22 protein-coding genes are annotated in these 26,025 nt (G+C 62.7%); 20 read left to right on the top strand and 2 right to left on the bottom strand.

Features of this window, described 5'->3' with window-relative positions:
- Positions 1–18: 18 nt before the first annotated feature.
- The gene (locus ABHT90_RS04440) at positions 19–1,602 is read right to left on the bottom strand and encodes a carboxypeptidase M32 (RefSeq protein WP_346981753.1); all 1,584 of its coding nucleotides are present in this window, start codon (positions 1,600–1,602) and stop codon (positions 19–21) included.
- 504 nt (positions 1,603–2,106) lie between these two features.
- Between ABHT90_RS04440 and pheS the strand changes: the two genes are divergently transcribed.
- The 6 genes from pheS (at position 2,107) to ABHT90_RS04410 (ending at position 9,690) form a co-directional block, all read left to right on the top strand.
- Positions 2,107–3,183, top strand: a complete 1,077-nt coding sequence (gene pheS / locus ABHT90_RS04435; RefSeq protein ID WP_117770495.1) for a phenylalanine--tRNA ligase subunit alpha — start codon at positions 2,107–2,109, stop codon at positions 3,181–3,183.
- 162 nt (positions 3,184–3,345) lie between these two features.
- On the top strand, positions 3,346–5,799 hold the full coding sequence (gene pheT, locus ABHT90_RS04430; RefSeq protein ID WP_346981752.1) for a phenylalanine--tRNA ligase subunit beta: 2,454 nt from the start codon (positions 3,346–3,348) through the stop codon (positions 5,797–5,799).
- Positions 5,800–6,046: 247 nt separating this feature from the next.
- Complete coding sequence (cbiM, locus tag ABHT90_RS04425; RefSeq protein WP_161145135.1) at positions 6,047–7,132, top strand: cobalt transporter CbiM; 1,086 nt, start codon at positions 6,047–6,049, stop codon at positions 7,130–7,132.
- The gene (locus ABHT90_RS04420) at positions 7,110–7,946 is read left to right on the top strand and encodes an energy-coupling factor transporter transmembrane component T family protein (protein ID WP_346981751.1); all 837 of its coding nucleotides are present in this window, start codon (positions 7,110–7,112) and stop codon (positions 7,944–7,946) included. Before cbiM ends, ABHT90_RS04420 begins: the two co-directional genes overlap by 23 nt.
- A gap of 44 nt (positions 7,947–7,990) precedes the next feature.
- Positions 7,991–8,761: an energy-coupling factor ABC transporter ATP-binding protein gene (locus tag ABHT90_RS04415; protein WP_161145133.1), complete on the top strand. Its 771-nt coding sequence runs from the start codon at positions 7,991–7,993 to the stop codon at positions 8,759–8,761.
- Positions 8,762–8,841: 80 nt separating this feature from the next.
- Complete coding sequence (locus ABHT90_RS04410) at positions 8,842–9,690, top strand: hypothetical protein (protein ID WP_346981750.1); 849 nt, start codon at positions 8,842–8,844, stop codon at positions 9,688–9,690.
- 212 nt (positions 9,691–9,902) lie between these two features.
- On the opposite strand, the gene pyk is transcribed toward ABHT90_RS04410, so the two are convergent.
- Complete coding sequence (gene pyk / locus ABHT90_RS04405; RefSeq protein ID WP_346981749.1) at positions 9,903–11,363, bottom strand: pyruvate kinase; 1,461 nt, start codon at positions 11,361–11,363, stop codon at positions 9,903–9,905.
- A gap of 441 nt (positions 11,364–11,804) precedes the next feature.
- Between pyk and ABHT90_RS04400 the strand changes: the two genes are divergently transcribed.
- The 14 genes from ABHT90_RS04400 (at position 11,805) to ABHT90_RS04335 (ending at position 25,910) form a co-directional block, all read left to right on the top strand.
- Complete coding sequence (locus tag ABHT90_RS04400; protein WP_346981748.1) at positions 11,805–14,486, top strand: cation-translocating P-type ATPase; 2,682 nt, start codon at positions 11,805–11,807, stop codon at positions 14,484–14,486.
- A 612-nt stretch (positions 14,487–15,098) separates the two neighbouring features.
- Positions 15,099–16,052: a ribosome small subunit-dependent GTPase A gene (gene rsgA / locus ABHT90_RS04395; RefSeq protein ID WP_430393364.1), complete on the top strand. Its 954-nt coding sequence runs from the start codon at positions 15,099–15,101 to the stop codon at positions 16,050–16,052.
- Positions 16,053–16,304: 252 nt separating this feature from the next.
- Entirely contained in the window at positions 16,305–16,964 is a 660-nt protein-coding gene (cpaB, locus tag ABHT90_RS04390) for a Flp pilus assembly protein CpaB (protein ID WP_346981747.1), read from the top strand.
- Entirely contained in the window at positions 16,964–18,613 is a 1,650-nt protein-coding gene (locus tag ABHT90_RS04385; protein WP_161156731.1) for a nucleotide-binding protein, read from the top strand. The genes cpaB and ABHT90_RS04385 overlap by 1 nt, the downstream gene beginning before the upstream one ends.
- Positions 18,610–19,938 carry a TadA family conjugal transfer-associated ATPase gene (locus tag ABHT90_RS04380; protein WP_161156729.1) on the top strand — a complete coding sequence of 443 codons (1,329 nt, stop codon included), beginning with the start codon at positions 18,610–18,612 and terminating at the stop codon, positions 19,936–19,938. Before ABHT90_RS04385 ends, ABHT90_RS04380 begins: the two co-directional genes overlap by 4 nt.
- Positions 19,939–19,988: 50 nt before the next feature.
- Positions 19,989–20,837: a type II secretion system F family protein gene (locus ABHT90_RS04375; RefSeq protein WP_346981746.1), complete on the top strand. Its 849-nt coding sequence runs from the start codon at positions 19,989–19,991 to the stop codon at positions 20,835–20,837.
- Positions 20,834–21,475 carry a type II secretion system F family protein gene (locus ABHT90_RS04370; RefSeq protein WP_346981745.1) on the top strand — a complete coding sequence of 214 codons (642 nt, stop codon included), beginning with the start codon at positions 20,834–20,836 and terminating at the stop codon, positions 21,473–21,475. Before ABHT90_RS04375 ends, ABHT90_RS04370 begins: the two co-directional genes overlap by 4 nt.
- Positions 21,476–21,485: 10 nt before the next feature.
- Positions 21,486–21,719, top strand: coding sequence for a Flp family type IVb pilin (locus tag ABHT90_RS04365; RefSeq protein ID WP_118288839.1), 234 nt, complete (start codon positions 21,486–21,488; stop codon positions 21,717–21,719).
- The gene (locus ABHT90_RS04360) at positions 21,683–22,246 is read left to right on the top strand and encodes a hypothetical protein (protein ID WP_346981744.1); all 564 of its coding nucleotides are present in this window, start codon (positions 21,683–21,685) and stop codon (positions 22,244–22,246) included. The genes ABHT90_RS04365 and ABHT90_RS04360 overlap by 37 nt, the downstream gene beginning before the upstream one ends.
- Before the next feature lies 1 nt (position 22,247).
- Complete coding sequence (locus tag ABHT90_RS04355; RefSeq protein WP_346981743.1) at positions 22,248–22,466, top strand: hypothetical protein; 219 nt, start codon at positions 22,248–22,250, stop codon at positions 22,464–22,466.
- Positions 22,441–22,941, top strand: coding sequence for a TadE family protein (locus ABHT90_RS04350; protein WP_225094203.1), 501 nt, complete (start codon positions 22,441–22,443; stop codon positions 22,939–22,941). The genes ABHT90_RS04355 and ABHT90_RS04350 overlap by 26 nt, the downstream gene beginning before the upstream one ends.
- Positions 22,913–25,078, top strand: coding sequence for a hypothetical protein (locus tag ABHT90_RS04345; RefSeq protein WP_346981742.1), 2,166 nt, complete (start codon positions 22,913–22,915; stop codon positions 25,076–25,078). Before ABHT90_RS04350 ends, ABHT90_RS04345 begins: the two co-directional genes overlap by 29 nt.
- Positions 25,078–25,554, top strand: a complete 477-nt coding sequence (locus tag ABHT90_RS04340; RefSeq protein ID WP_117759589.1) for a TadE/TadG family type IV pilus assembly protein — start codon at positions 25,078–25,080, stop codon at positions 25,552–25,554. Before ABHT90_RS04345 ends, ABHT90_RS04340 begins: the two co-directional genes overlap by 1 nt.
- A complete protein-coding gene (locus ABHT90_RS04335) occupies positions 25,551–25,910 on the top strand; it encodes a DUF192 domain-containing protein (RefSeq protein ID WP_233508931.1) in 360 nt (119 codons plus the stop codon). Before ABHT90_RS04340 ends, ABHT90_RS04335 begins: the two co-directional genes overlap by 4 nt.
- Positions 25,911–26,025 lie beyond the last annotated feature (115 nt).

Below are 26,025 nucleotides of genomic sequence, written 5' to 3'. Positions count from 1 at the left end.
TGACGTGTCGGTTATGCCTTACAGCTCGTAGAGCGTGGTGAACTTGTCCCGCAGGTAGCTGCAGTAGTAGCGGGCATCGAACGCCATGCCGCACGCGCCCTTGATGAGCTCCGGCGCGTCCTTGGCGCGGCCCCACTGCCAAATGTGCTCGCCCAGCCAGGCGCGGACGGGTGTCAGGTCGCCGCTCGCACAGGCGCCGTTGAGGTCGACACCGTCGCGGCACATGGCCGGCACAAACATGGCGTCGTAGGCGCTGCCCAGCGCATAGGTGGGGAAGTAGCCAAACGAGCCGCCGCTCCAGTGCGTATCCTGTAGGCAGCCGTGTGTGTCGTCGGGAACGGGAATGCCCAGGTACTCATCCATGAAGCGGTTCCAAAGCGCGGGGATGTCCTTGGCCGTGGCCTCGCCGGCAAACAGCATGCGCTCGATCTCGTAGCGCACCATAACGTGCAGCGGATAGGTGAGCTCGTCGGCCTCGGTGCGGATCAGCGAAGGCTGCGCGATGTTCACGGCGTGGTAGAGCGTGTCCTCGTCGACGTCGCCGTAGACCTCGGGTGCGTGGCGGCGCAGCACCTCGAGCAGCGGTCCCATAAAGGCGCGGCTGCGACCCACGGTGTTCTCGAAAAAGCGGCTCTGGCTCTCGTGGATGCCCATGGAGGTGCCGCCCTCAAGACAGGTGCGCGCATAGGCGGGATTGACGCCCAGCTCGTACATGGCATGTCCCGCCTCGTGGATGATGCTGTAGACGTTGGAGATGCAATCGTTCTCGTAGATGTGTGTCGCGATGCGCGCGTCACCCACGGCAAAGCCCTCGCTAAACGGGTGTTCGGTAAAGGCAAGCGTGGTGTCGTTCAGGTTCAGGCCGACGAGCTTCATAAGGTCGAAGCTCATGGCGCGCTGGGCGGCCTCGGGCACGCGGGCGTGCAAAAAGTCGGCAGCGGGGTGCTGGCCGCGCTCGCCGATGGCGTGCACGAGCGGCACGACCGTCGCCTTGACCTCATCGCAAAACGCATCGAAGCTCTTGGCGGAAAGGCCGCGCTCGTACTGGTCGAGCCAAACGTCGTATGGGTCGCGCTTGGGGTCCATGAGCTCGGCCTGATGCTTAAGCTGGGCGACGATTCTATCCACATAGGGCTCAAAGCTCGCCCAGTCGTTGGCCGCCTTGGCCTTGTGCCACACGGCGTCGGCCTCGCAGGTGAGCCTGGTCCAGGCCTCGGCCTCCTCGGTAGGAATAACGCTTGCCTCGCGTTGATCGCGGCCGAGCACGCGGATCTCGTCGAGCAGCTGCGGGTCGTCTAGGTGTCCGCCTGCAACCGTCTCGCGCGCTAACGAGCGTACGAGCTCAACGGACTTCTCGCTGGTCAGTAGCTTGTGATGCTCGCCGGCAAGCGTGCCCATGGCGTCGGCACGGGCGGCAGCACCGTTGGCGGGAGCAATAGTCGCTCCATCGAACTCGGCAATCTTGAGCAGGTACTCGCGAGTCCACAGCTTGCCCTCGAGCTTGCGGAATTTTTTGACGGCCTTATCGACTTTAGCGGCCTTGACGCCCTTGGCAGCCTTTGCCACGGCGGCCTGGGCCTTCTTATCGAGTTTCTTTCCCATACCGTATCCTTAATCTCGCAGGCCGAGCGCCTCGGGTGGGCGCGCGGCCAGTTTGCACAGCTACCTGCCTTGTACCCAGCGCGAACAAAACGGAACGCGGCGATATGCTCGTAGAATGTGTTATCCTATAGCCCAATGCGTTGACGGAGAGGGTTTTGCCCGTCGCGTCGCCGGCAAGAGAGGGAAGGTCATGGGCTGCAAGCCTTCCTGCGGTGGCAAGGGCCAAGCGTTCACTTCCGAGCAGCGACCTCAACGGGCGCGCGGCCAGCGGCGGCGATGTCCCCAGTAGGGAAGCCGTGAGCCTCGCGACAAGGGGCAAAGAGTGGGCGCGGCGGGCCAGACATCCGTCGGGTCAAACAAGGTGGTACCGCGGAATTCAACCGTCCTTGGGCAATGCACATGCCCGAGGACGGTTTTTTGTTGCCGAACCGGGCCGCGCATCCGCAACATCGGGCGGCGTCAGCCGTCCCGGAGCGCGGATGTGCGAGAGACGAAAGGGAAGACATGAGTCTGATTGATGATCTGGTCAAACTCGAGGAAGAGGCCAAGGAGCTCGTCACTAGCGCCGACGACGCCGCCAAGCTCGAGGCTGCGCGCGTTGAGCTGCTCGGTCGCAAGGGCCGTATCACCGGCCTGATGCGCATGATGGGCAAGCTCGCCCCCGAGGATCGTCCCATGATGGGCAAACGCGCCAACGAGATGCGCCAGCTGATCGAGGGCATGCTCGACGAGCGCACCACCGAGATGAAAGCCGCCGCCCTCAAGCACGCACTCGAGCACGAGGCCGTCGACATCACGCTGCCGGGCATCCGTCCGCAGATCGGTCACCAGCACCTGATCAAGCAGATCATCGAGGAGGCCGAGGACATCTTCTGCGGCATCGGCTACACCGTCGAGTCCGGCCCCATGGTCGATACCTCCTACTACAACTTCACCGCGCTCAACGCGCCCATGGATCACCCGAGCCGCTCGGCTCGCGACACGTTCTATGTGGTTGACAACAACCCCGGCAGCGTCGCGCATCCCGAGGCTCACGCTCACGGCGAGTCCGACGTGCTGCTGCGCACCCAGACCTCGGGCGTGCAGATCCACACCATGGAGTCGCAGAAGCCGCCCATCTACATGATCTGCCCGGGCACCGTCTACCGTCCCGACACGGCCGACGCCTGCCACCTGCCGCAGTTCAACCAGATCGAGGGCCTGGTCGTCGACGAGGGTATCACCTTTGGCGATCTTAAGGGCACGCTCGACTACTTTGTTAAGTGCATGTTTGGCGAGGATCGCAAGACGCGCTATCGCCCGCACTTCTTCCCCTTCACCGAGCCTTCCTGCGAGGTGGACGTGAGCTGCCATGTGTGCGGCGGCAAGGGCTGCAACTTCTGCAAGCACAGCGGCTGGATCGAGATCCTGGGCTGCGGCATGGTCGACCCCAACGTCCTGATCAACTGCGGCATCGACCCCGAGAAGTACACCGGCTTCGCCTTTGGTATTGGCGCCGAGCGCGTCGCGGCACTGCGCTACGACCTGCCCGACCTGCGCACGTTGATGACGGGCGACATGCGCTTCCTGAACCAGTTTTAGGCTTGCCCAGGCACCCCATCTTGGCGTTCAAACCGTCGCTCGCGTACCTTTAGTACGCGTCGCTCCTCTTTCACGCCAACCTGGGGCACCTGGACAACCCTAAGGCGAACGTCTTCATTTGATATTCCTCTCTTTGCGGAGATTAAGAACTAGGAGAGCTACATGCGCGTTTCTTACGACTGGCTCAAGACCATGATCGATATTCCGGAGGATCCCAAGACCCTTTCGGACGAATATATCCGTACCGGCACCGAGGTCGAGGCGATCGACACCGTGGGCGAGTCCTTCGACCACGTGGTGACCGCCAAGGTGCTCACCAAGACCCCGCACCCCGATAGCGACCACATGTATGTGTGCTCGGTCGACGTGGGTGACAAGAACCTCGACGCCGACGGCAATCCCGCTCCGCTGCAGATCGTCTGCGGCGCGCAGAACTTCGAGGCCGGCGACCACATCGTCACGGCCATGATTGGCGCCGTGCTTCCCGGCGACGTTAAGATCAAGAAGAGCAAGCTTCGCGGCGTCGTGTCCATGGGCATGAACTGCTCCGCGCGCGAGCTCGGCCTGGGTGGCGACCACTCCGGCATCATGATCCTGCCCGAGGATACGCCCTGCGGCATGCCGTTTGCCGAGTACGTGGGCTCGAGCGACACCGTGCTCGACTGTGAGATCACGCCCAACCGTCCCGACTGCCTGTCCATGATCGGCATGGCCCGCGAGACCGGCGCCATCTTCGACCGCGATTTCCACGTTGAGCTGCCCGCCATCAAGGTCGAGACCGGCCGCGCGACCGACGACGAGCTTTCCGTCGAGATCGCCGACGAGGGCCTGTGCGACCGCTACGTTGCCCGCATCGTGCGCAACGTCAAGGTCGGCCCGTCGCCAGACTGGATGGCCAAGCGCCTCAACGCCCTGGGCGTGCGCCCGCACAACAACATCGTCGACATCACCAACTACGTGATGATGCTCACCGGTCAGCCGCTGCACGCCTTTGACCTGGACACCTTTGCCGAGCGCGATAGCCACCGTCGTGTGGTGGTTCGTGCCGCCCAGCAGGACGAGAAGTTCACGACGCTCGACGGCGAGGAGCGCGTGCTCGACGCCGGCATGGGCCTCATCACCGACGGCGAGCGCCCCGTGGCGTTGGCCGGCGTTATGGGTGGCATGGATTCCGAGATCGAGGACGATACCGTTGACGTGATGGTCGAGAGTGCCTGTTTCAACGCCGGCCGCACCTCGCACACCAGCCGCGACCTTTCGCTGATCTCCGACGCCTCCATCCGCTTTGAGCGCCAGGTCGACGAGACCGGCTGCGTGGACGTCGCCAATGTGACGTGCGCGCTCATCGAGGAGATCGCCGGCGGCGAGGTTGCTCCCGGCTATGTCGACGTGTTCCCCGCGCCCAAGACCATCGACAGCATTAAGCTGCGCCTGGCCCGCGTGCACGCCATCTGCGGTGCCGACATCGAGCCCGACTTTATCGAGCGCTCGCTCACCCGCCTGGGCTGCACCGTCGAGCGCGACGGCGAGGACTTTATGGTCACGCCGCCGAGCTTCCGTCCCGACCTGCCGCGTGAGATCGACCTGATCGAGGAGGTCCTGCGCCTGTGGGGCATGGGTCGCGTCACGGCGACCATTCCGGCTGCCAAGAACCACATCGGCGGTCTGACGCGCGAGCAGAAGCTTACCCGCAAGGTTGGCGAGATCCTGCGCGCCTGTGGCCTCAACGAGACCACGACCTTTGGCTTTGCCGCCCCGGGCGACCTGGAGAAGATTGGCATGTCCACCGAGGGCCGCGGCTGCCCCGTGGTTCTCATGAACCCGCTGGTAGCCGAGCAGACCGAGATGCGTCGTTCGCTGCTGCCGGGCCTGCTGCAGTCCGTGGCCTACAACGAGGCGCACGGTACGCCCAACGTACACCTGTACGAGGTCGGCAGCCTGTTCCACGGTCGCGAGAATGCCAGCCTGCCCAAGGAGACCAAGTCCGTGGCGGGCGTGCTCTCGGGCCAGTGGAGCGAGCGGTCCTGGAACATGAAGTACCGCAAGTTGCGCTTCTTCTTTGGCAAGGGCATCGTCGAGGAGTTGCTCGCCCAGCTGCGCATCGAGAAGGTTCGCTTTCGTCCCGTCGAGGGCGAGGGCTATGCCTTCCTGCAGCCGGGTCGTGCTGCCGAGGTGCTCTCGGGCGGTACCGTGCTGGGCTGGGTTGGCGAGATCCACCCCGAGGCGCGCGAGGCTATGGGCATTGACGAGGTCGTCGTTGCCTTTGAGCTCGATCTGGACAAGCTGATCAAGGGCGCCCGCAACCAGGAGAACTACCGCGAGTTCTCGCAGTACCCTGCCGTTGAGCACGATCTGGCTATCGTGGTCGACAACACCGTGACCTGCGAGGATCTTGAGCGCCGCATTACCAGCGCCGGCGGCAAGCTGCTCGAGGGCGTGCGCCTGTTCGACGTCTACCGCGATCCCATCCGCATCGGAGCAGGCAAGAAGTCCATGGCCTTTGCGCTTACGTATCGCTCCGACGACCACACGCTCACCAGCGAAGAGGTCGAAAAGGCGCACCAGAAGATCGTCACCAAGGTGTGCAAGGGCGTAAACGGCGAGGTCCGCGGCTAGGGCTTGCGCCGGGAGTGTAGGGCCTGATGGCGGTTGCTGTGGGCTCTGCGTGACCGCGGTGTTCGGAATAAGGCACCGACGAGCCTTCATATGTGACATACGCATTACAAAACGGCGCACTGCTTTGTCGGCAGTGCGCCGTTTGCTATCATAGCCCGCGTGGTGTTACGAATTCGCCAACTCGTAACACTGTCGAAATGGTTCATGCGGCGCTGCGATTCTGCGCGCCGGCAATCGGGAGGCGTATATGCACATTCCAGATAATTACCTGTCCCCGCAAACCGATGCCGTCATGGCGGTGGCGATGGTGCCTGTTTGGGTCCATTGCATCAAAAAGGTGCGCGCCACGCTCGATCGCGAGCATATGGCGTTCTTGGGCATTTGCGCTGCGTTCTCCTTCTTGCTCATGATGTTCAACGTGCCGCTGCCCGGCGGCACTACTGGTCACGCCGTTGGCGGCGCGCTCATCGCGCTGCTGCTGGGCCCCGAGGCCGCGGCTATCGCTGTCTCGGTCGCGCTGGCGCTGCAAGCGCTGCTATTTGGCGACGGCGGCGTTCTGTCGTTTGGCGCCAACTGCTTTAACATGGCCTTTGTGCTGCCGTTTGTCGCTGCTATCGTGTTCCGCGCGCTCAACAGCCGTCTGCACGACAAGAGCTGGGGCACCTCAGTTTCTGCCATCGTAAGCGGCTGGGTTGGCCTGTGCCTGGCGGCCCTGTGCGCGGCGATTGAGTTTGGTATTCAGCCGATGCTCTTTACCAATGCTTCGGGCGCGCCGCTGTACTGCCCCTTCCCGCTGTCCGTGGCTATTCCGGCCATGTTGATCCCGCATATGCTGGTTGCCGGCGTGATCGAGGGCGTGGCAACGGCCGCCATCTACGGTTTCATTAAGAAGACGGCGCCGAGCATCATCGTCGGGCCCGAGGCCGTCGATGGCCAGCTTGCTGCCGAGGGCGCTGCTGCCAAGAAGGCCTCGCTGGTCCCCACGCTCATCCTGGTTGCCGTGCTTGTCGTGGCCACGCCGCTGGGCCTGCTGGCCACGGGTGACGCCTGGGGTGAGTGGGACGCCGAGGGCGCCGCGACCGCTGTTCAGGAGGCTGGCGATGACAGTCTGCAGGCTTCGGTCGGTCTCGATACCCCGACCTTTGCCGATGCCCTGCCCACGGGCGATTATCTGCAGGCCTATTCCGAGGAGCAGGGCCTTGGCTTTGCCGGTCAGGCTGCCATGTATATCCTTTCGGGTGTGATTGGCGTGGCGGTGCTCACCATCGTATTCCGCTTGGTTTCGCTGACGGTTAAAGAAAGCGGAGCCCATGGCAACGGTCGAGCTGCCTAGCTGGCTTGCGGCCGAGCAGCGTTACGAGCCTACGGGCGCTCGTCATCGCGTGATGCAACAGAACGTCCTGCACCTGGCGAGCCTGCTTGAGCGGGTTCGCCTGGGCGGCGGTGCACACGAGGGAGGGTCGATGATTGACCGCGCCCTTTCTTCCGTTTCGGCGCCGGTGCGTTTGGTGGGGATGCTCGTTTGCGTCCTGTGCGTGTGTCTGACGCAGAGCCCGCTGTACCTGATGCTCATGGCGGCGATTGCGTTGGTACTGGTCGCGGTGCGGCCCGCGCGCGGGCTGCGGGCGACTTTTGTACCGGCGCTCGGCGCCACGGGGTTTGCGGTGGTTCTGGCGCTGCCTGCCCTGCTGCTGGGCGCTTCTGCCACGGGCGCCATGCTCAAGATCGCGCTCAAGACCTTCATTAATGTGTCGCTGGTGCTGGGTGTTTCGTGGACGCTCACCTGGAGCCGCATGTCGGCGGCGCTTAAGATGCTGCACCTGCCCGACGAGGTTATCTTTACGTTTGATATGGCACTCAAGCATATCGAGGTGCTGGGACGCACGGCGCACGATCTGTGCGAATCGGTCATGCTGCGCAGTGTCGGTTCCGCGCCTGCGTGTTTTTCGCGCACCGACTCGCTGGCGGGTATCATGGGCATGACGTTTATCAAGGCGATGGAATGCAGCCGCGCGATGGACGAGGCCATGCTGTGCCGCGGGTTTGCCGGCGCGTATCCGACGCCCGCTCGCAGCTCTTTTGGCTGGCGCGATGCCGTTTACGCGGCCGTTGTGGTGCTGCTCGCCGTGTTGTGCGCGGTGCTGTAGCGCGGGCGGTCGATCCGTCGATGTGAATAGGGAAGGGCGACGTTTTGGCAAACGATACGAATGGTGCGATGGGTGCGAGCGGTGCTGCTGGCGCCGAGATCACGCCGCTTATCGAATTTCGCGACGTGGTGTTTTCCTATGCGGGCCATACGGTGGTCGACGGCGTTTCGCTGCAGGTGAACCGTGGGGAGCTCGTTGCCCTGCTAGGTCCCAACGGCTGCGGCAAGACGACGATCATGCGTCTTATTAACGGCCTTGAGCTCGCGGACGCAGGGGCATACCTGTTTGACGGGTGTATGGTCGATGCGGCATATCTCAAGGATTCCGCGACGGCCCAGCGGTTCCATCAGCGCGTGGGCTTTGTGTTCCAGAATGCCGACGCCCAGTTGTTCTGCGCTACGGTGGGTGAGGAAGTTGCTTTTGGTCCCGCGCAGATGGGGCTGCCGGCAGACGAGCTCGACCGTCGCGTGCACGATGCCATAGAACTGTTTCAAGTTGCCGACCTGGTCGATGCCTCGCCCTATCAGCTTTCGGGTGGGCAAAAGAAGCGTGTGGCGCTGGCGGCAGTCGTATCGATGAACCCCGATATCTTGGTTCTCGACGAACCTACTAATGGGCTCGACGAGGATTCATGCGACATCGTGGTCAACTTCTTGCTGGCCTACGTCGCGGCGGGTAAGACGGTCTTGATGAGCACACATCACCAGGATTTGGTGCGACGCCTGGGTGCCCGTGCAATCTATATCGATCGATATCACCATGTGGTCGAGGCGCCTTCGCCGTCGTATGGAACCGAAAGCGGTGCTACGGACTAGTTGCTGCGTAGAGCGTGCGTAGCCGCCCGCGCGGCTTTGCCGTGATGGTATAGTTATCCAGGTTTTTTATGGGGGTGGCTATGCCAAGCTGGAACATTCATATCGCTCAGACGGAGCGTTTGCTGGAGCGCACCGGTGCGCTTGCCAAGAGCGTGCGCGACCGCAATGCCTTTTTGTTTGGCTGCGTGGTTCCGGATATTTTCGTGGGCTATATGGTCCCTGGCATCGCCGATCCCATCCCGTACCGCATTACGCACTTTGCCAAGCCCGAGCCTATCCCTAAGCCGCGTGAGCACGAGTTCTGGGATACCTATGTGGCACCGTTGCTTAAAAGTTCGCCCACCGGTGCGCCAGCCGCGGCGACCTCGATTATCGAGGAGCGCGAGCGACTGAATCGCGTGCACTATCCCCAGCGCTACAGGGATGCTGAGCCGGTTGTCGGTCCCGGCGCTCGTGAGTTCTCGCTTGCGTCCGAAGATGTGGCGCAGTCGTTGCTCGATTTGACACTGGGTGTCTGGTCGCATCTGGTGGCCGATACCGTATGGAATACGCGCGTGAATCAGTACCTGGAGGCGCACGGCGGCAAGCCGTGCGAGGAGTTCCGCATTAAAAAGCAAGGCGACTTTGACTGGTTCGGCAAGACGCTCGGCATTGTTTCGATTCCGCGCGCGACCGATCGCCTGTATACTGCGGCGACGCGTTTTGGGCAGTATCCCATCCATAAGGAGCATGTGCTCAAGACCATCGGCGTCATGCACGAGATTGTACGCGAAAACCCCGGCGATCCCGACCATCCGCCATACCGCCTGCTAACCGAGGAATTCTTCGACGCAACGTTTACCGAGGTCATCGAGCTGACCGAGGCGGGCTTTGCGGCTCGCGTTGCCGCTTCGGACGTCCCCGCAGTCCCTCTGATCGCTAGCTGCTAGCCGGCCGGCCCGGCAGTGAATAGCTCACCCCAATTGATCAACAGCTTCCGTCGCATGGCGTAAACACGGCAAACGAGCTGCACATCTCATAGCATGCCATAAGCAGTTGGTTGCGTGTCATGCCATACAGTAGACATCGGCGCACGGAAAAAGGGCCCGGAAGGCAATGCCTTCCGGGCCCCTTGCAATGCAAATTTGCTCGCAAGTACGATTTAGCGCACCTGAGCGACGTAAGCGACGTTGGTCGAGGAGACCTTGTCCTCGAGCTGGACGCTCATGCGGGGATCGCCGGCGGTAGCGACGGTCAGGTCGCCGGCCTCGACGTAGCCGAGCTCCTTAGCGGTCTCGATCGCCTTGACGATCGTGCCGTTGACGGTGCCCTGGGTAATCTCGGCCTGATGCGGGATAACGCCCCAGTACATGATCATCTGCTGGACGGCCCACTCGTGGCGGGAGAACGCGCAGATCGGCATGTTGGGACGGAAGTGCGAAATCAGGCGAGCGGTACGACCGGTGGTCGTCGGCACGGTGATGCACTTGGCGCCAACGGTGGTGGCCATGTTCACAGCGGACATACCCACAACGTTGTTAACAACGCGGGTGCCATGAGCGTCGGCCGGAACCTCGAGCGGAGCGTGGGCCGGGAGGTACTTCTCGGTCTCGAGAGCAATGCTGGCCTGCATCTTGACGGCCTCGACCGGGTACTTACCGGCAGCGGACTCGCCAGAGAGCATAACGGCGTCGGTGCCGTCGTAAATGGCGTTAGCAACGTCGGCAACCTCGGCGCGCGTCGGGCGCGGGTTCTGCTGCATGGAGTCGAGCATCTGCGTAGCGGTGATAACGGGCTTGTAGGCCGCGTTGCACTTGGCGATGATCTCCTTCTGGATGTGGGGAACGAGCTCGGGCTTGATCTCGATGCCCAGGTCGCCACGGGCGACCATGATGCCGTCGGAAGCCTCGAGGATCTCGTCGAAGTTCTCGACGCCCAGGGCGCACTCGATCTTCGGGAAGATCGTCACGTGCTCGCCACCGTTCTCGCGGCAAAGCTCGCGGATGCCGCGGACGGACTCGCCGTCACGGATGAAGGAAGCGGCGATGTAGTCGATGTTCTCGGTCAGGCCAAAGAGGATGTCCTGACGATCGCGCTCGGTGATGGCGGGCAGCGAGATGTTGACGTTGGGCATGTTGACGCCCTTGCGCTCGCCAATCAGGCCGTCGTTCTTGACGACGCAGGTCATGTCCTGGCCGTCGACGGACTCGACCTCGAGGGCAACCAGACCATCATCGATCAGGATAAGGGAGCCCTTCTCGACCTCGGAGGGCAGAGCCAGGTAGTCGAGGGAGACGTGCTCAGAGGTGCCGTGGAAATCCTCGGACGTGGGCTGAGCGGTGACGACGATCTTATCGCCGGTCTTGACGGCAACCTTCTTGCCGTCGACCAGAAGGCCGGTGCGGACCTCGGGGCCCTTGGTGTCGAGCAGGATGCCGACGGGCAGACCGAGCTCCTTGGAAATACGACGGACGCGCTCGATGCGACCGTGGTGCTCGTCGTAGGATCCGTGCGAGAAGTTAAAACGGGCGACGTTCATGCCCGCCTTAATCATCTCGCGGATGGTCTCGTCGCTATCGCAGGCGGGACCCATGGTGCATACAATCTTGGTGCGCTTGTACATTCAGACCTCCATCTGACATCGTCTTGCGCTGATAGATAAACCATAAGAAATAAAACTGAGATGATTATAACGAAATGGCGACCGAATACCCCAAAAAATCGACCGTATGCCGAATTAGAAGTTCATTTTTTGCGAAAAAACGGTATATGAAAAATCTTTACCAACCGTTCTGACCGCTGCTATCTGGGCGATATTTCAGTTTAACGATGTGCCGAAGAAAAAACGTTTTATCAATATTGAGCATCACACGGTCTGCATCGTTGCACTCGAGCCGTGTTTCCAATTGGAATGTTTTGGCTAGACGCGCTGCTTTGGGGTACCATAGCTCCACTATCAACTGCCGCTCAGCACGGCAGCCTTGATGAGCCCTTGCCCTTCTCCTGGGAATTATGATCGGGCATCAATCTGCTGAGTGGCCCGAATCCCAGGAGGGGACTCTATATGCAAAAGGAATACCTGTCCGCCGCGGCGGAGGTGCTCAGCGACCAGGGCGTCGATGAGAACCTCGGCCTGAGCAACGACGAGGCGTCGTCGCGCCTCGCCAAGACAGGCCCTAACAAGCTCGAGGAAGCCGAGAAGACTCCGTTGTGGAAGCGCTTCTTTGAGCAGATGGCCGACCCCATGGTCATCATGCTGATCGTTGCCGCCGTCATCAGCGCGCTCACGGGCATGGTCAAGGGCGAGGCGGACTTTGCCGATGTCGCCATCATCATGTTCGTCGTTATCGTCAACTCGGTGCTGGGCGTGGTCCAGGAGGCTAAAAGCGAGGAGGCCCTCGAGGCCCTGCAGGAGATGAGCGCGGCGCAGTCCAAGGTGCTGCGCGACGGCAAGCTCGTGCACCTGCCGAGCGCCGAGCTCGTGCCCGGCGATGTGATCATGCTCGAGGCGGGCGACTCCGTCCCAGCCGACTGCCGTGTGCTCGAGAGCGCCACGATGAAGATCGAGGAGGCCGCCCTTACCGGCGAGTCCGTGCCCGTCGAGAAGCATGCCAACGTCATTGAGCTCGCCGCCGGCACCGACGACGTGCCGCTCGGCGACCGCAAGAACATGTGCTACATGGGTTCCACCGTGGTATACGGCCGCGGTCGCGCCGTCGTGGTCGGCACCGGTATGAACACCGAGATGGGCAAGATCGCCGGCGCCCTGGCCGAGGCCAAGGAAGAGCTCACGCCGCTGCAGGTGAAGCTTGCCGAGCTCAGCCGCATCCTTACCATCATGGTTATCGTCATCTGCGTCGTCATCTTTGGCGTCGACATCATCCGTCACGGCGTGGGCAACGTCCTCACCGACCCGACAGCCTTGCTCGACACCTTTATGGTTGCCGTCTCGCTCGCCGTCGCTGCCATCCCCGAGGGCCTGGTCGCCGTCGTGACCATCGTGCTATCGCTTGGCGTGACCAAGATGGCCAAGCGCCAGGCAATCATCCGCAAGCTCTCTGCCGTCGAGACTCTCGGCTGCACGCAGACCATCTGCTCCGACAAGACCGGTACCCTTACCCAAAACAAGATGACCGTCGTCAAGCACGAGCTCGCTGCGCCTAAGGAGAAGTTCCTGGCCGGTATGGCGCTGTGTTCCGATGCCCAGTGGGACGATGACCTGGGCGAGGCCGTGGGCGAGCCGACTGAGTGCGCGCTCGTCAACGATGCCGGCAAGGCTGGTCTTACTGGCCTGACTGCCGAGCACCCGCGCGTGGGCGAGGCCCCGTTCGACTCGGGCCGCAAGATGATGTCCGTGGTCGTCGAGACCCTGGACGGCGAGTATGAGCAGTACACCAAGGGCGCGCCCGACGTGGTGATCGGCCTGTGCACCCATATCTACGAGGGCGATAAGGTCGTCCCCCTGACCGAGGAGCGTCGCGCCGAGCTCGTGGCCGCCAACAAGGCCATGGCCGACGAGGCCCTGCGCGTACTGGCGCTGGCAAGCCGCACCTACACCGAGGTCCCGAGCGACTGCAGCCCCGCCGCGCTCGAGCACGACCTGGTCTTCTGCGGCCTGTCCGGCATGATTGACCCGGTCCGCCCCGAGGTCGCCGACGCCATCCGCGAGGCCCACGATGCCGGTATCCGCACCGTCATGATCACGGGCGACCACATCGACACCGCCGTGGCCATCGCCAAGCAGCTGGGCATCGTCACCGATCGCAGCCATGCCATCACCGGTGCCGACCTCGATCGCATGAGCGACGAGGAACTCGACGCGCACATCGAGGACTACGGCGTGTACGCCCGCGTCCAGCCCGAGCACAAGACACGCATCGTCGAGGCCTGGAAGTCGCGCGACCAGATCGTGGCCATGACGGGCGACGGCGTCAACGACGCCCCGTCCATCAAGCGCGCCGACATCGGCGTGGGCATGGGCATTACTGGTACCGACGTCACCAAGAACGTCGCCGACATGGTGCTCGCCGACGACAATTTCGCTACCATCATCGGTGCCTGCGAAGAGGGCCGTCGCATCTACGACAACATCCGCAAGGTCATCCAGTTCCTGCTTTCGGCTAACCTTGCCGAGGTCTTCTCGGTGTTCATCGCCACGCTCATCGGCTTTACCATCTTCCAGCCGGTGCAGCTGCTGTGGGTGAACCTGGTCACCGACTGTTTCCCCGCGCTCGCGCTGGGCATGGAGGACGCCGAGGGCGACATCATGAAGCGCAAGCCGCGCAACGCCAAGGACGGCGTCTTTGCCGGACATATGGGTCTGGACTGCGTGGTCCAGGGCCTAATCATCACCGTGCTGGTGCTGGCGAGCTTCTTTGTGGGCGTGTACTTTGACATGGGCTACATCCACATCGCCGATATGATCGCCGGCAATGCCGACGAGGAAGGCGTGATGATGGCGTTCATCACGCTCAACATGGTCGAGATTTTCCACTGCTTCAATATGCGCAGCCGTCGTGCGTCGCTGTTCACCATGAAGAAGCAGAACAAGTGGCTGTGGGCTTCCGCCGCGCTGGCACTGGTGCTGACGGTGATCGTGACCGTGCAGCCGACGCTTGCCGAGATGTTCTTTGGCCCCGTGACGCTTGAGCTCAAGGGCGTTCTTGCCGCGCTGGGTCTGGCCTTCCTGATCATCCCGCTTATGGAGATCTACAAGGCGATCATGCGCGCGGTCGAGAAGGAGTAAGTTAACCTGTCCGGGCCCGCCCCTGCGTGTTTTCTTCTTCGCTGGTCCTCGCGCTTCGCGCTGCGGGATCGCTCAGAAGAAAACACTCCCGGGGTGGGCCCTACGGTATCCTTGCTGGCTTTACTCCCGCGCGGATGAAAAAGGGCTGAGGGAAAGAAGGTGAGCGGCCGAGCAATTGCTCGGCCGCTCGTTTTGAATAAAGGATGTGCCCTTAGGAAACCCCTCCCGGCGGGCGGGCCCTGCGGTATCCTTGCTGGCTTTTCTCCCGTGCGGATGAAAAGGGCTGAGGGAAAGTTTGTGAGCTGGTCGGGCTTTGCCCGGCCAGCTCTTTTTGATTTAAAATACCTGCTCAGTTGTGATTTATGGTGCTGGGAGGCGCTTGTGGGCAAGGCTAAGGCTAAGGCGAAGAAAAAGACGACGGGGGCGCGGGCTAAGCGTGATCGTCGTCGGAAGCTCGCGACCGAGGCTCCCGCATCTGCTGAGGAGCTGCTGGCAAGCGTGCCGGGACTCGACGCGCTGCAGGATGTTCCGGCGTTTGATGACCTGCCGGTCGATGAAGCTCAGCAGGCTGCCTTTGATGATTTCTGCGCACATGCCGAGGAGCCCGAGCAGATGCAGCTTGGCGCCGTGGTGCGCTTGGATCGTGGGTTTCCGCTGGTGGCGACTGCCGACGATACCTTCCGCGCCGAGCATGCCGTGGGATTTGCCAAGTCGCGCGGTGGGGATGAGGTCCTGCTGCCTGCCGTGGGCGATCGTGTGGCGGTGCGCCGCGCTCCCGGGCACGATATGGGCGTGATTGAATGCGTACTGCCGCGCCGTACGAGCTTTGAGCGTTGGCGCGGCCGTGCCCGCGGAGAGCGCCAGGTGCTCTGCTCCAACGTGGATAGCGTGCTAATCGTGCAGGCGCTCGGTGCCGGCGAGGTGCTGCTCGACCGTGTGGCGCGCTCGCTGGTGTTGGCGCTCGACTGCGATGCCGAGCCGGTGGTGGTGCTCACCAAGGCTGACCGCTGCGATGCCGGGGAGCTCGAGCGCGATCTGGACCGCGTGCGCCGTCTGGTGGGTCCGGACGTGCGCGTGATCGTGACGTCTTCTGCCGAGGGCCGCGGTCTGGACGAGGTCCGTGCCTGCGTGCCTGCCGGGAGCTGCGCCATGATTCTGGGCGAGTCGGGTGCCGGCAAGTCGACGCTGCTCAATGCACTGCTGGGCCACGATACGTTGGCGACCGGCGGTGTGCGCGAACGCGACGACCAGGGCCGTCACACTACCGTCGCGCGCGTGATGGTGGCGCTGCCGGGCGACGCCGGCGTGATCGCCGATGCCCCGGGTCTGCGCAGTTTGCCGCTCGTGGGTCACGAGCGGGGTCTGGCACGCGCCTTCCCCGAGATTGTCGAGGCATCGCGTGCGTGCCGGTTTGGCGACTGCACGCATACCCACGAACCGGGTTGCGCCGTTCGCGAGGCCGAGGACGCCGGGCAGATCGACAGCCTGCGTCTGGAAACTTTCCAAAATCTGGCGTTATCCATGCGCGTGAGCGCTCAAATGCTCGATCCCGATGTCCATCTGTAATTGATTTTTCCTATGACAGCCGTCTCCCAACTGTTCGGGAGACGGCTTTTTTGCTGCGGAAAAGCCTCGAAACATGCAGTTTGCTGACGTGCTGACCAAAACCTTGCCACGAGCTTGACGGGCTGGTCAGCTTTTGGTCAGCGATTGGTTTGACATCGAAAACCAAGATTGCGATTGCGCCGCTTTGCACTCTGGCCGCCCAGACAATGGTGGTACGGGCATTCGCCCGGCACTGCCATGAGAGGAGCGGCCGTGAACAAGAGCAAGCGCATCGCCATCAGTCTGGTCGCGGGCGTGCTCGCTGCTCTGCTCTGCATGGTTTACGGCTCGTCGATCCGCTCGCAAGCCGAACAGGTCCAGGCTGAGACCTTGGCCAAGTACGGTGGCGATCGCGTCGAGGTATGCGTCGCGGCGCGCGATATCGATGTGGGTGAGACCCTCGATGAGACCAATGTCATAACCCAGGAGTGGCTGACGAGTCTGCTGCCGCGTGACGCGGCGACCGAGCTACGCCAGGTGCGCGGCGACGTGACGACTTCGCGTATTCCCAAAAACGCCGTGATCTGCAATGTCTACACCAAGGCCGAGAGCCACATGCTCGAGGTACCTAAGGGCAAGGTCGCCGTTTCGGTGGCGGTCGATGCCGAGCACTCGGTCGGCGGTGCTGCGGGCGTGGGCAGCTACGTGGACGTGTACGTGCAAAAAGACGGCGTAACCGATCGGCTGTGCGGCGCGTACGTGATCGATACCAGTGAGGATTCCGGTGCCACGCGCGAGGGCAAGATCGAATGGGTGACGCTGGCGGCTGACCCCGAAGACGTCAAGGAACTGCTGGGCGCCTCGGGCAAGGGAACGGTCAGCTTGACGATTCCCGCCACGGCGCGCGACAAAAAGAGCGGAGGCGACGAGTGATGAAGGCGATCTGGCTTGCGTGCTGCGCGTGCGGCGATTACGGGCTGTTGCAGCGGGAAGTCGAGGGCCGTGATGCGGGTGCACAGGTGCTTCGTGTGGGTGACCTGGACGGGCTGGTTTCCATGGCGCGGGCGTTTCCGTCGCGCCGCGGGGCTGCCATCATCGCGGCGTCTCTGTTTGATACCGAAGATGTGCGCAAGACTGTTGCGCGCCTGACGGCCGAAGGCCGCGTGAGTCGCGTGGTCGTGTTGATAGAAGCGCTCGATCCGTCGGATATCGAGGGGCTGTTTCGCGCGGGGGCGACCGAGGTCATCGCTGCACACAGTATATGCGGCAACGGGCGCGCGGGCGAGGGAGCGGTTGGTTCCGATCGGCGCATGACGATTGAGCCCGATGCTTTTGTTGATAGGGAACCCGGGGCGCCTCGCGCTACAAGAGGCCCGCGTGTTGATGATTATGGAAAAGCGGAAGCCGAGCATGGTCGGCGCCCCCGGAACCCCCTTGTATACGATGACGCTGGAGGGCCGGCGCAGCATGCTGGCGATTCCCCGGCTGTAGATATGGGATACGTGCACGGCGTGAATCTGGCGGATGAACTCGACGAAGTTGAGGGCTTTGCCGGGTGCGGCGAGTTGTCGCTGATGCAGCATGAGCAGATTGCACAGAACGAGCCTGCCTCGCAGACCGAACAAGCTGCCATGCCGGCTTGGACGCAGCGTGTGGTTGCGGCGGGGGAGACGGGGACGCTGTCACCGACGCCCGCCCCGCCGCCTCCGATGCCGCCGGCAGACGCTGCCGCTTCGCCGCATCGAGCTCCGGTCATCTGCGCCATTTCGGGTTCGGGCGGTTGCGGCAAGTCGACGATCGTTGCCACCATGGCACACACATCGTCGCTGTTGGGCTTGCGTGCCGCCGTGCTCGACCTGGACCTGATGTTTGGAAACCTTTACGACTTGTTAGGCGTCGATGCTCCGCGCGATATGGCGGCACTTATCGAGCCGTCGGCGGCGGGCACGCTCACCGAGCCGGATATCGTAGCCACATCGATGCGCGTGGCACCGGGCGTTACGCTCTGGGGTCCCGTCGCGGCGCCCGAGCAAGCCGAGCTCATGGCACGTCCGGTGGAGCTACTGCTTGATGTTCTGCGTCGCGAATCCGACGTGGTCTTTATCGATACCTCGGTCTTTTGGGGCGACGCCGTGGCGGCTGCGGTGGCGGCGAGCGACCGTTGCCTGGTCGTTGGCGATGCGGCGGTGTCGTCCGCGGCATCGGCATCGCGCGTCATTGAACTGGCAGGTCGAGTAGGTGTGCCGCGCACGCGCATGAGCGCCGTGTTCAACCGGTTCGGTGCGCGCGGGGCAGACGAGGACGTCGCCATGCGCTTTGAGATTGCCTGTGCGTTAAGCTCCAAGATTCGTATCGCCGATGGCGGGCAGGATCTCGCCGCGCTCATGGCGTTTGGGCGCGCTGACGAGGCAGTGGGGCAGACCAGCGCTTTTGCGACCAGCGTGCGCGAGGCCACGCGCGAGATGCTCGTGGAACTGGGGTGCGCCGTCGGCCCTTGGAGCGATATGGTCGCCGACCGTGCAACGCGCACCGAACGCCCGCGTATCCGCCTTCCCTGGTCGCGCGAGGGTGATCAGCGATGAGCCTGCAAACGAGGATTAAGGCTGCCGGCGCTGCGGCGGCGGCAGCGCCTGTAGATGCGGGGCGTCGCCGCGCCGTGAAACGACGCACCAAGCGCGCCGTGATGGACCGCATGGGTTACGACGAAGTGGCGCGTATCAGCGCCTATATCGACCCGGCACTTGCCCGCTCGGAATTGCGTCCTGCGGTGGAGGCGGCGCTCAATGTTGAGGAGCCGACCGATCTCGCGACGTCCGAGCGCGAGACCATCATCGACGAGATTTTGGATGACGTGGTGGGCCTGGGGCCGTTGCAGCCGCTCATCGAGGACGACACCGTTACCGAGATCATGATCAACGGCTGCCGCTCGGCTTTCTTTGAACGCGGCGGCGTCTTGTACCCCATCGAGCATGCGTTTGAGGATGATGAGCAGATCCGTGTGCTTATCGACCGCATCATCTCGCCACTTGGCCGCCGTATCGACGAGCGCAGCCCCATCGTCAACGCCCGCCTCAAAACGGGCTATCGCGTCAACGCGGTGATTCCGCCTGTGGCGATTGACGGACCGATTCTCACCATCCGAAAGTTCTCGGACCGCATCTGCTCGCTGGACGAGCTTGTGGGGCTGGGGTCGCTGCCGCTTTGGTATGCGCAGCTGCTGTCGTGCGCGGTGTCGCTGCGACAGGACCTGGCGGTTGCGGGAGGCACGGGATCTGGTAAGACCACCCTGCTCAACGCGTTGTCATGCGAGATTTCCACCGGCGAGCGCATCGTGACGATCGAGGACTCTGCCGAACTCAAGTTTGCGCATCATCCGCACGTGGTGCGTCTAGAGGCGCGCGAGGCTTCAATTGAGGGCGAGGGCGCGGTGACGATCCGCGACCTGGTGACCAATGCCCTGCGCATGCGCCCCGACCGCATCGTGGTGGGTGAGGTGCGCGGTGCCGAGTGCTGCGACATGTTGCAGGCCATGAACACGGGCCACGACGGGTCGCTCACCACACTTCATGCGGGCTCAGAACAGGAGACCGTGGTGCGTCTGACGTTGCTTGCACGTTATGGCATCGATCTGCCGAGCGAGCTCATCGAGGAGCAGATTGCCATGGCGCTCGACGGCATCGTGATGTCCGAGCGCCACGCCGATGGCAGGCGCTTCGTCTCCTCGTATTCGGGGGTGCGTCGCGCCGCGTCGGGCGGCGTAGAGCTCGAGCGCTATGTGACTTTCGATGCCGCCGAGCGCACCTGGACGCTTGACCGCGAGCCGCCGTTTATCGCAGAAGGCCTGCGGTCGGGGACGCTCACACAAGAGGAGGTGGACGAATGGAGGTCGCTGTGCCCCTCGTCGTAGGGGGTTTGGCAGGGTTTTCTGTTGCGACGGCGTGCGGGGCGGAACCTCGTGTGCCACAGGTGCCGCCGGCGGAGCTGGCGCGTCAGGCGCTCGAGACGGTGGCAGAGGGGCTGCCGCGTGAGCTGGTGGAAAACGATCTGCTGAAAAAGATCGCCCGTTCGTGGACATCGCTGGCTCCGGCGCATCGCCTTGGCCTCGTGATCGAAGATGCTTCGGGGCGTTTGGCGTTTCTGCTGCTATCGAGCGGTGTCTGCTGCGTTTTACTAACGATGGTGTCGTTATCGCCCCTCGGATTTGCCTTGGGACTTGTTGTTCCGATTGCCGTTGGCGCCGCTCGGGATGGCTTTGAGAGCCGGCGCGAGCAACACGATACAGAAGAGGCCATGCCCGAGGCGTTTACCGCACTTTCCATGTCGCTTGCCTCGGGACATTCGCTGGCCAAGGGCATGCGCTTTGTGGGCGCTCATGCGCAAGAGCCGGTACATACCGAGTTTTTGCGGGTAGCGGCGGCGATCGATTGCGGCATCTCGGCGACCGACGCGCTCGATGACTTGCTCGTGCGCATCGACGCCCCCGGCCTTTCGCTTGTGACCTTGGCGCTTAAGGTGTCTCAGCGCACCGGTGCTCCGCTTGCCGACTTACTGTCCGAGGCGTCGAGCATGGTGGGGGAGCGCATTGAGCTCAAGCGCCGCCTGGATGTTAAGACGTCGCAGGCTCGCATGTCTGCGCATATGGTCGCGGCGATGCCGGCGGGCATGTGCGCGGTGTTGGCGCTGCTTTCGGCAGATTTTCGTCGCGGTCTTGCGACGCCTGCCGGTGCGGGCGCTGTGGTGCTGGGTCTAGCCCTCAACGTCGTTGCCCTGGTGGTTATCCGGCGCATTATGCGGGTGGAGCTATGAGCGCCCTGGTTGCAGTTGTGGCTTGCCTGTGTGCCCTGAGTGTATTTGTCGCGACGGGTTTGGATCGGGCGGATGCGCGCAAGATCGCAGGGACCTGCAAGCGCGAGGCGGTGCTGGTCGCTGCCGCGGGTCGCTCGGTGGTCGATGCCCTGACCGCGCGAGTGAAGGGCGCGGTTGGAGCGGGCGGCCCGGCGCGAGTGTCGCTCGGCGAAGTGTCCGAGATGATCGATGTTGTGCGCTTGGGCCTTTCGGCCGGTCTTTCGTTTGATGCGGCGCTTGAGATTTTCTGCGCCAACCGCCGGTCAGTGCTGGCTCTTCGCCTTGAGCGGGCCTGCATGGCGTGGCAGGTGGGCGTGGGCACGCGTGAGGACGAGTTGTTGGCCGCCGCGCGCGACCTGGACGTGCGAGCGCTCGAGACCTTTGCCATCACGGTGGGGCAGGCGCTCGCCCTGGGTGCCCCACTTGCCGAGACGCTGGCCGCTCAAAGTCGCGAGATCCGTGCGGCTCATCGCGCCGCGGTCGAGCGTGAGATCGAGCGTGCGCCCGTCAAGCTGCTGATTCCCACCGGCACGCTCATCTTGCCGGCGTTGCTTCTGTCCATATTGGGCCCGCTGCTGGGAGCAGGCGGGATGATGTAGGGAGGAATACATGAACACGATGGTCGAAGTTGCTGACAAGGCTTGGAACTGGGCTTTTTGCCGGGCGATCCGCGCTCGCCAGCATGCCAAGGAGCTGTTGCGGGAGGAGAGCGCGCAGGGTACCACCGAGTACGCCATTTTGGTGGGCGTGCTTGTGGTGATCGCGATTATTGCCATCGTTGCATTTAAAGGCAAGGTCCAAGATCTATGGAACGCTATCAGCGAGGGCATCAACAGCCTGTAGAGGGCGAGCGCCCCATCGGGGTGCTGCTGGTGTTTGCTTGCCTGACCGTGGCGATAGCGGCGGTGCTTTGGGGGCTTAACGCCGCGCGGCAGCAGCGTCCTGGGGCCGCCTTCGATTCGGGCTCAGATTCGGCGGTGGCGTCCCAAAAAGATGAGATGCGAGATGCGGACGATTCGGATGTCGCTGTCACGGCGCAAACCTTTCTGCGGACGCTCGACAAGCGGTCTGGCACTGCGACGGATTCGCCTGAGGACAACGCGATTGCGGTCCGGCTTGCATGGTCCGAGGACCGACCGATGACCGAGGCAGCGGCGGATATGTTACGCGCCTACCGCGAGGTGCCAACGGCCCAGCTCGCCCTGAGCGGCTATCTCGATATTAAGGGCAACGTATGGGGCGCCATCGTGCGCGATGGGCGCGGCTGGGTCGATATGGTGACGGTTGCTGCGGATGCCGACGATGCTTCGTGTCGTCTGCGCGCCGTGCGTCTGGTCCCGCAAACAATAAGCTCAAAGGAGGGATCGTGAAATGCATAGCGTTCTGCGTGAAGAGGTTGCCCAAGCGACTGTGGAATACGCCATCGTCACGGTGGCGCTGTTATCGATTGTGCTGGCGATTGCGGGGCTTTGGCGCGCTGGCGCCGATGGGCGCTTGGCGGCACTGGTCGAGCGGGCGGCGTCTCATGGCATCGCCCCATCGTCGGTTATCGATGCCGCGACGGGTGCCAAGGACATCGCTCTGTATTGATATCGCGTGCGAGGATCGGGCGCAATCTACGGTCGAGGCCGCCTTTTTGCTGCCGACGTTTTTGACACTTATCTTGCTCGCGTTGCAGCCGGTGTGCCTGCTCTATACGCGTGCGGTCATGGAGTCTGCCGCCGCCGAGACCGCGCGGCTTATGACCACGACGACGGTGGAGGACGACGATGACCTTAAGGAGTTCACTCGCCGCAGACTTGCCGCGGTGCCCAACGTCTCGATTTTTCATGCCGGCGGGCCGCTGTCGTGGGATATCGAGTTGGGGCGGGCCGGTGCCGGTGGCGTTTCGTCCGTGTCTGTTGCCGGCGAGGTTAAGCCGCTGCCCGTGATCGGTGCATTTGTGCAGGCCATGGGCAGTGCGGGTGAGGGCGGCTATGTCGAGCTCAAGGTCGACGTCTCGTATCGATCGCGTCCCGAATGGCTGGAGGGAGATTATGATTCATGGATTGCTGCATGGGATTAGGCGCTGCCTGTTGCGGGCGACGCAAGGGTTTGCGGCCCGCCGTCGACCAGGCGCTCGCCGCAAGCGGGGCGGCTTTATGGGCCGTGCCGGTATCGACTTGTTTATCGAAGACGGGGCCTATACCACGCTCTCCTCTGCGGTTGTCATTCTGGTGGTGCTTACGCTGCTGTTTTCGTCGACCGCGGCGATATGGAGCATGTCGCGCGCCGGAGATACCCAGGTGGCGGCCGATAGCGGTGCCCTGGCGGGCGCCAACGTGGTGTCGTCCTATCACACAGCTGCCACGGTGGTGGATGCGAGCATTTTGAGTTTGGGCCTGGCGGGGTTTGCCACGATCGGAACCGGCTTGGTTGCCATTCTTATTCCGGGCGCCGAGGTCGTTGGCAGCGATATCATCGATACGGGAACCCAGATCATTAAAACACGTAACAAGTTTGCCAAAAGTGCGGCAAAGGGCCTGCAAAAGATTGAGACCGCCTTGCCGTACCTGGTTGCCGCGCGTGCCATGCAGGCAGTATCGGTGCAGGATACCGACGGCGTGACCTATACCGGTACGGCGCTTGCCGTGCCCAGGACATCCGAGTCGGATTTTGTTGCGCTCGAAGGATCCGAGATCTCGACCGATGCCATTAAAGATGCGTCGGAAGATCTGGAGCGCGCGGCCGAGGAGCTACAAAAAGCATCGGAGGAGACGGCGAAGGCCAAAGAGCGCGCCTGGCTAGCGGATTGCGGTGGATCGGATAAAGGTTCGGTCGGCAGCTGTTCGTGTATGTGGGAGCGTGCGAAAAGCCTAACGGATCTCTCCGGTGTTCAAAATCCGCATTACGCTTCGAGCGTTACGTGGGAGCCTCAAGTTGCCCTTGATCGCGCGAAGGACTACTACCATCGGCGTCTGGCAAACGAGAAGCCCCAAGGCTCGAGTGTCGAGATGAAGGCAGAGTCTGCGGCGCGTAAGGCGTTTTATACCTATGCGAGTGCGGAGGTCGATCGGGCATATATAACCGAGAACGGAGACAGGGTTTCCTCCTATATTCCGCTGCTGCCGCGCAACTCTGATGAGGTTCGGGCGACGGAACTCTATACCGATGCGGTGTGGCCGACGAGTGTGAACGATGACAAGGCGTATCTGCATTACGGGACGACCTGCCCTAACTATAAGAAAGGAACGCCGAGCGGATTTGCTTCGGTTGCCGATTACGATGGGCAGGATAAATGCAGCAAATGCCATTTTGGCGTTTCGTCGCTTGGTGCTGTTGCGGCGCCTTCAACCTCTATCGAAAACGGCTTCGAGTATCACTTTGACAAGTTTAAAGACGCCCTGGAGGACTACGTCGACTGTCGCAACAAGGAGCTTGAGCTCGAGCGTCAGACCGAGGACGAAGCCGACCGTGCGGGCGATGCGTTCGATACCGCCATCAAAGAACTATCCGGTGAGCGTCCGCGCATCGCCCCGCCCGGTCGCAACGGCGTGGTCGCCTTTGCGGTCTCGGGCGCCATCTCCAGTCCCGACGAGCTCAACTCTTCGTTTAACACGGCAGTTGAGCTTGGCGATCGTGGTGCAATTTCTGCTGCAGTGCTGGCGCCTGACGATGCGACCGCGCAGAACAACGTGCTCGCGCGTTTCTTCTCGACGCTGGAGGAGCGTTCGGGCGGCGTTGCCGGCGTGCTCGACGGCGTTATGGATGTTTGGGGTCGCCTACTTGTGGGGTACGGAGACATCCAGGGTGCGGCCGACGAGCTTATGGGAGAGCTGATCGGTGGCTTGGGAGGGAGTAGCGGCGCGTTGGGCTCCATCGCGTCCTGGCTCGGTGACACCGTCTCGTCCTCCGTGGCGGCGTTGGGTCTGGAGCCGTGCGACTTGCGCCTGCGAAAGCCGGTGCTGACCGATTCCGCCAACGTCATTAAGAGTCCGGGGTCTGACATTGCTGGTTTCTCTCAAGCGCAAGACAAGCTGCGAAGTATTCCGTTGGGCGTGACCGATCCCAAGGCGCTTTGCGAGGCGTTGGAATATCAAGTCGAACGCACCATTAGCGGCACGGTGTTCACGCTTGCGGAGATTCCTCTGCCCGGCGGCGGCTCCATCCCGCTCACCGTCGATGTCGCCACGCTGGTTGGCACTCTGGGCGGTGGGTCGTAATGAGTATCCGCATGCGTCTGCGCGAGGAGCGCGCCCAAGCGACGGTGGAGATGGCAGTGGTTACGCCCGTTTTGCTGGTGCTGGCACTCATCGTGTACAACGTCATGATCTTTGCCAGCGCTGTCGCGCGCTTCGACCGCGTGGTGCCCGACATCGTGTTGGCGCACGCCGTGGCGTCGGAGGGGGAGGGCGACGAAAGCTCTGCCGATGCCTCGGCGACGGTTCAGACTCAAATTCTGAATGCCATGGAAGGCTATGGCTTGCAGATCGAAGTGTCGAGCGAGCAAGGCGCGGAGGCATCGGATGGTGGCCTGCTCTCCCTATCCGGTACGTTTAGGACCTACACCTGCACCATGCACTATGAGCCGTGGCCGACTTCTCTCAGCATCGCTGGCGTTACGCTGGGGGCGCCGACAACGTTGTCGCACGAGCGCGCGGTGACGGTCGATCCATGGCGTCCGGGGGTGGTCATGTGACCGCGGTCTCGTCCTACATCGCGTACGCGCGGGCGCTCAACAGGCTGGGTTGGACGCCGGCCGAGTTTGTGGTGGCGGAGTCGTTTGCCGTGCGCCTGCGCGGCATGCTGGGACGGTGTCCGGTTGCCGCCAACGGTCTGCCGCTCGTCATGGCGTTTCCACGCTGCTCTTCGGTCCATACGTGTTTTATGGCCTATCCCATCGACATCGCCTTCATCGATCGCGACGGCAATATCCTCGCGCGCTACGAAAGCGTTCGTCCTTGGCGCACGTGCTCCTGCCCCGGCGCCTGGGCCGTACTAGAGCGTCCTTCAATCATTGTTTCGATCCCTGCTCTCCAACGCGTGCCGGCTTAAGAACTGGCGACAGCGGACTTTCGTCATACGAAATTGGGTAAGATGGAGGAGAAGATGCGTGGATGTTGAGATCCATCCCAACGCTAAAAAGCACCTGACGGAAAAGCAGGTGCTT

This window comes from Collinsella aerofaciens, from assembly GCF_039758815.1.
Taxonomy (GTDB): Bacteria; Actinomycetota; Coriobacteriia; order Coriobacteriales; family Coriobacteriaceae; genus Collinsella; species Collinsella aerofaciens_BP.
The sequence above is the reverse complement of the archived record's forward strand: the minus strand, read 5'-3'. Positions and strand labels throughout refer to the sequence as shown.

Coding starts and splice junctions, on each gene's coding strand:
- ABHT90_RS04440 (WP_346981753.1), bottom strand. CDS start 1,602: ATGGGAAAGAAACTCGATAAGAAGGCCCAGGCCGCCGTGGCAAAGGCT.
- pheS (WP_117770495.1), top strand. CDS start 2,107: ATGAGTCTGATTGATGATCTGGTCAAACTCGAGGAAGAGGCCAAGGAG.
- pheT (WP_346981752.1), top strand. CDS start 3,346: ATGCGCGTTTCTTACGACTGGCTCAAGACCATGATCGATATTCCGGAG.
- cbiM (WP_161145135.1), top strand. CDS start 6,047: ATGCACATTCCAGATAATTACCTGTCCCCGCAAACCGATGCCGTCATG.
- ABHT90_RS04420 (WP_346981751.1), top strand. CDS start 7,110: ATGGCAACGGTCGAGCTGCCTAGCTGGCTTGCGGCCGAGCAGCGTTAC.
- ABHT90_RS04410 (WP_346981750.1), top strand. CDS start 8,842: ATGCCAAGCTGGAACATTCATATCGCTCAGACGGAGCGTTTGCTGGAG.
- pyk (WP_346981749.1), bottom strand. CDS start 11,363: ATGTACAAGCGCACCAAGATTGTATGCACCATGGGTCCCGCCTGCGAT.
- ABHT90_RS04400 (WP_346981748.1), top strand. CDS start 11,805: ATGCAAAAGGAATACCTGTCCGCCGCGGCGGAGGTGCTCAGCGACCAG.
- rsgA (WP_430393364.1), top strand. CDS start 15,099: ATGCAGCTTGGCGCCGTGGTGCGCTTGGATCGTGGGTTTCCGCTGGTG.
- ABHT90_RS04385 (WP_161156731.1), top strand. CDS start 16,964: ATGAAGGCGATCTGGCTTGCGTGCTGCGCGTGCGGCGATTACGGGCTG.
- ABHT90_RS04380 (WP_161156729.1), top strand. CDS start 18,610: ATGAGCCTGCAAACGAGGATTAAGGCTGCCGGCGCTGCGGCGGCGGCA.
- ABHT90_RS04370 (WP_346981745.1), top strand. CDS start 20,834: ATGAGCGCCCTGGTTGCAGTTGTGGCTTGCCTGTGTGCCCTGAGTGTA.
- ABHT90_RS04365 (WP_118288839.1), top strand. CDS start 21,486: ATGAACACGATGGTCGAAGTTGCTGACAAGGCTTGGAACTGGGCTTTT.
- ABHT90_RS04360 (WP_346981744.1), top strand. CDS start 21,683: ATGGAACGCTATCAGCGAGGGCATCAACAGCCTGTAGAGGGCGAGCGC.
- ABHT90_RS04355 (WP_346981743.1), top strand. CDS start 22,248: ATGCATAGCGTTCTGCGTGAAGAGGTTGCCCAAGCGACTGTGGAATAC.
- ABHT90_RS04345 (WP_346981742.1), top strand. CDS start 22,913: ATGATTCATGGATTGCTGCATGGGATTAGGCGCTGCCTGTTGCGGGCG.
- ABHT90_RS04340 (WP_117759589.1), top strand. CDS start 25,078: ATGAGTATCCGCATGCGTCTGCGCGAGGAGCGCGCCCAAGCGACGGTG.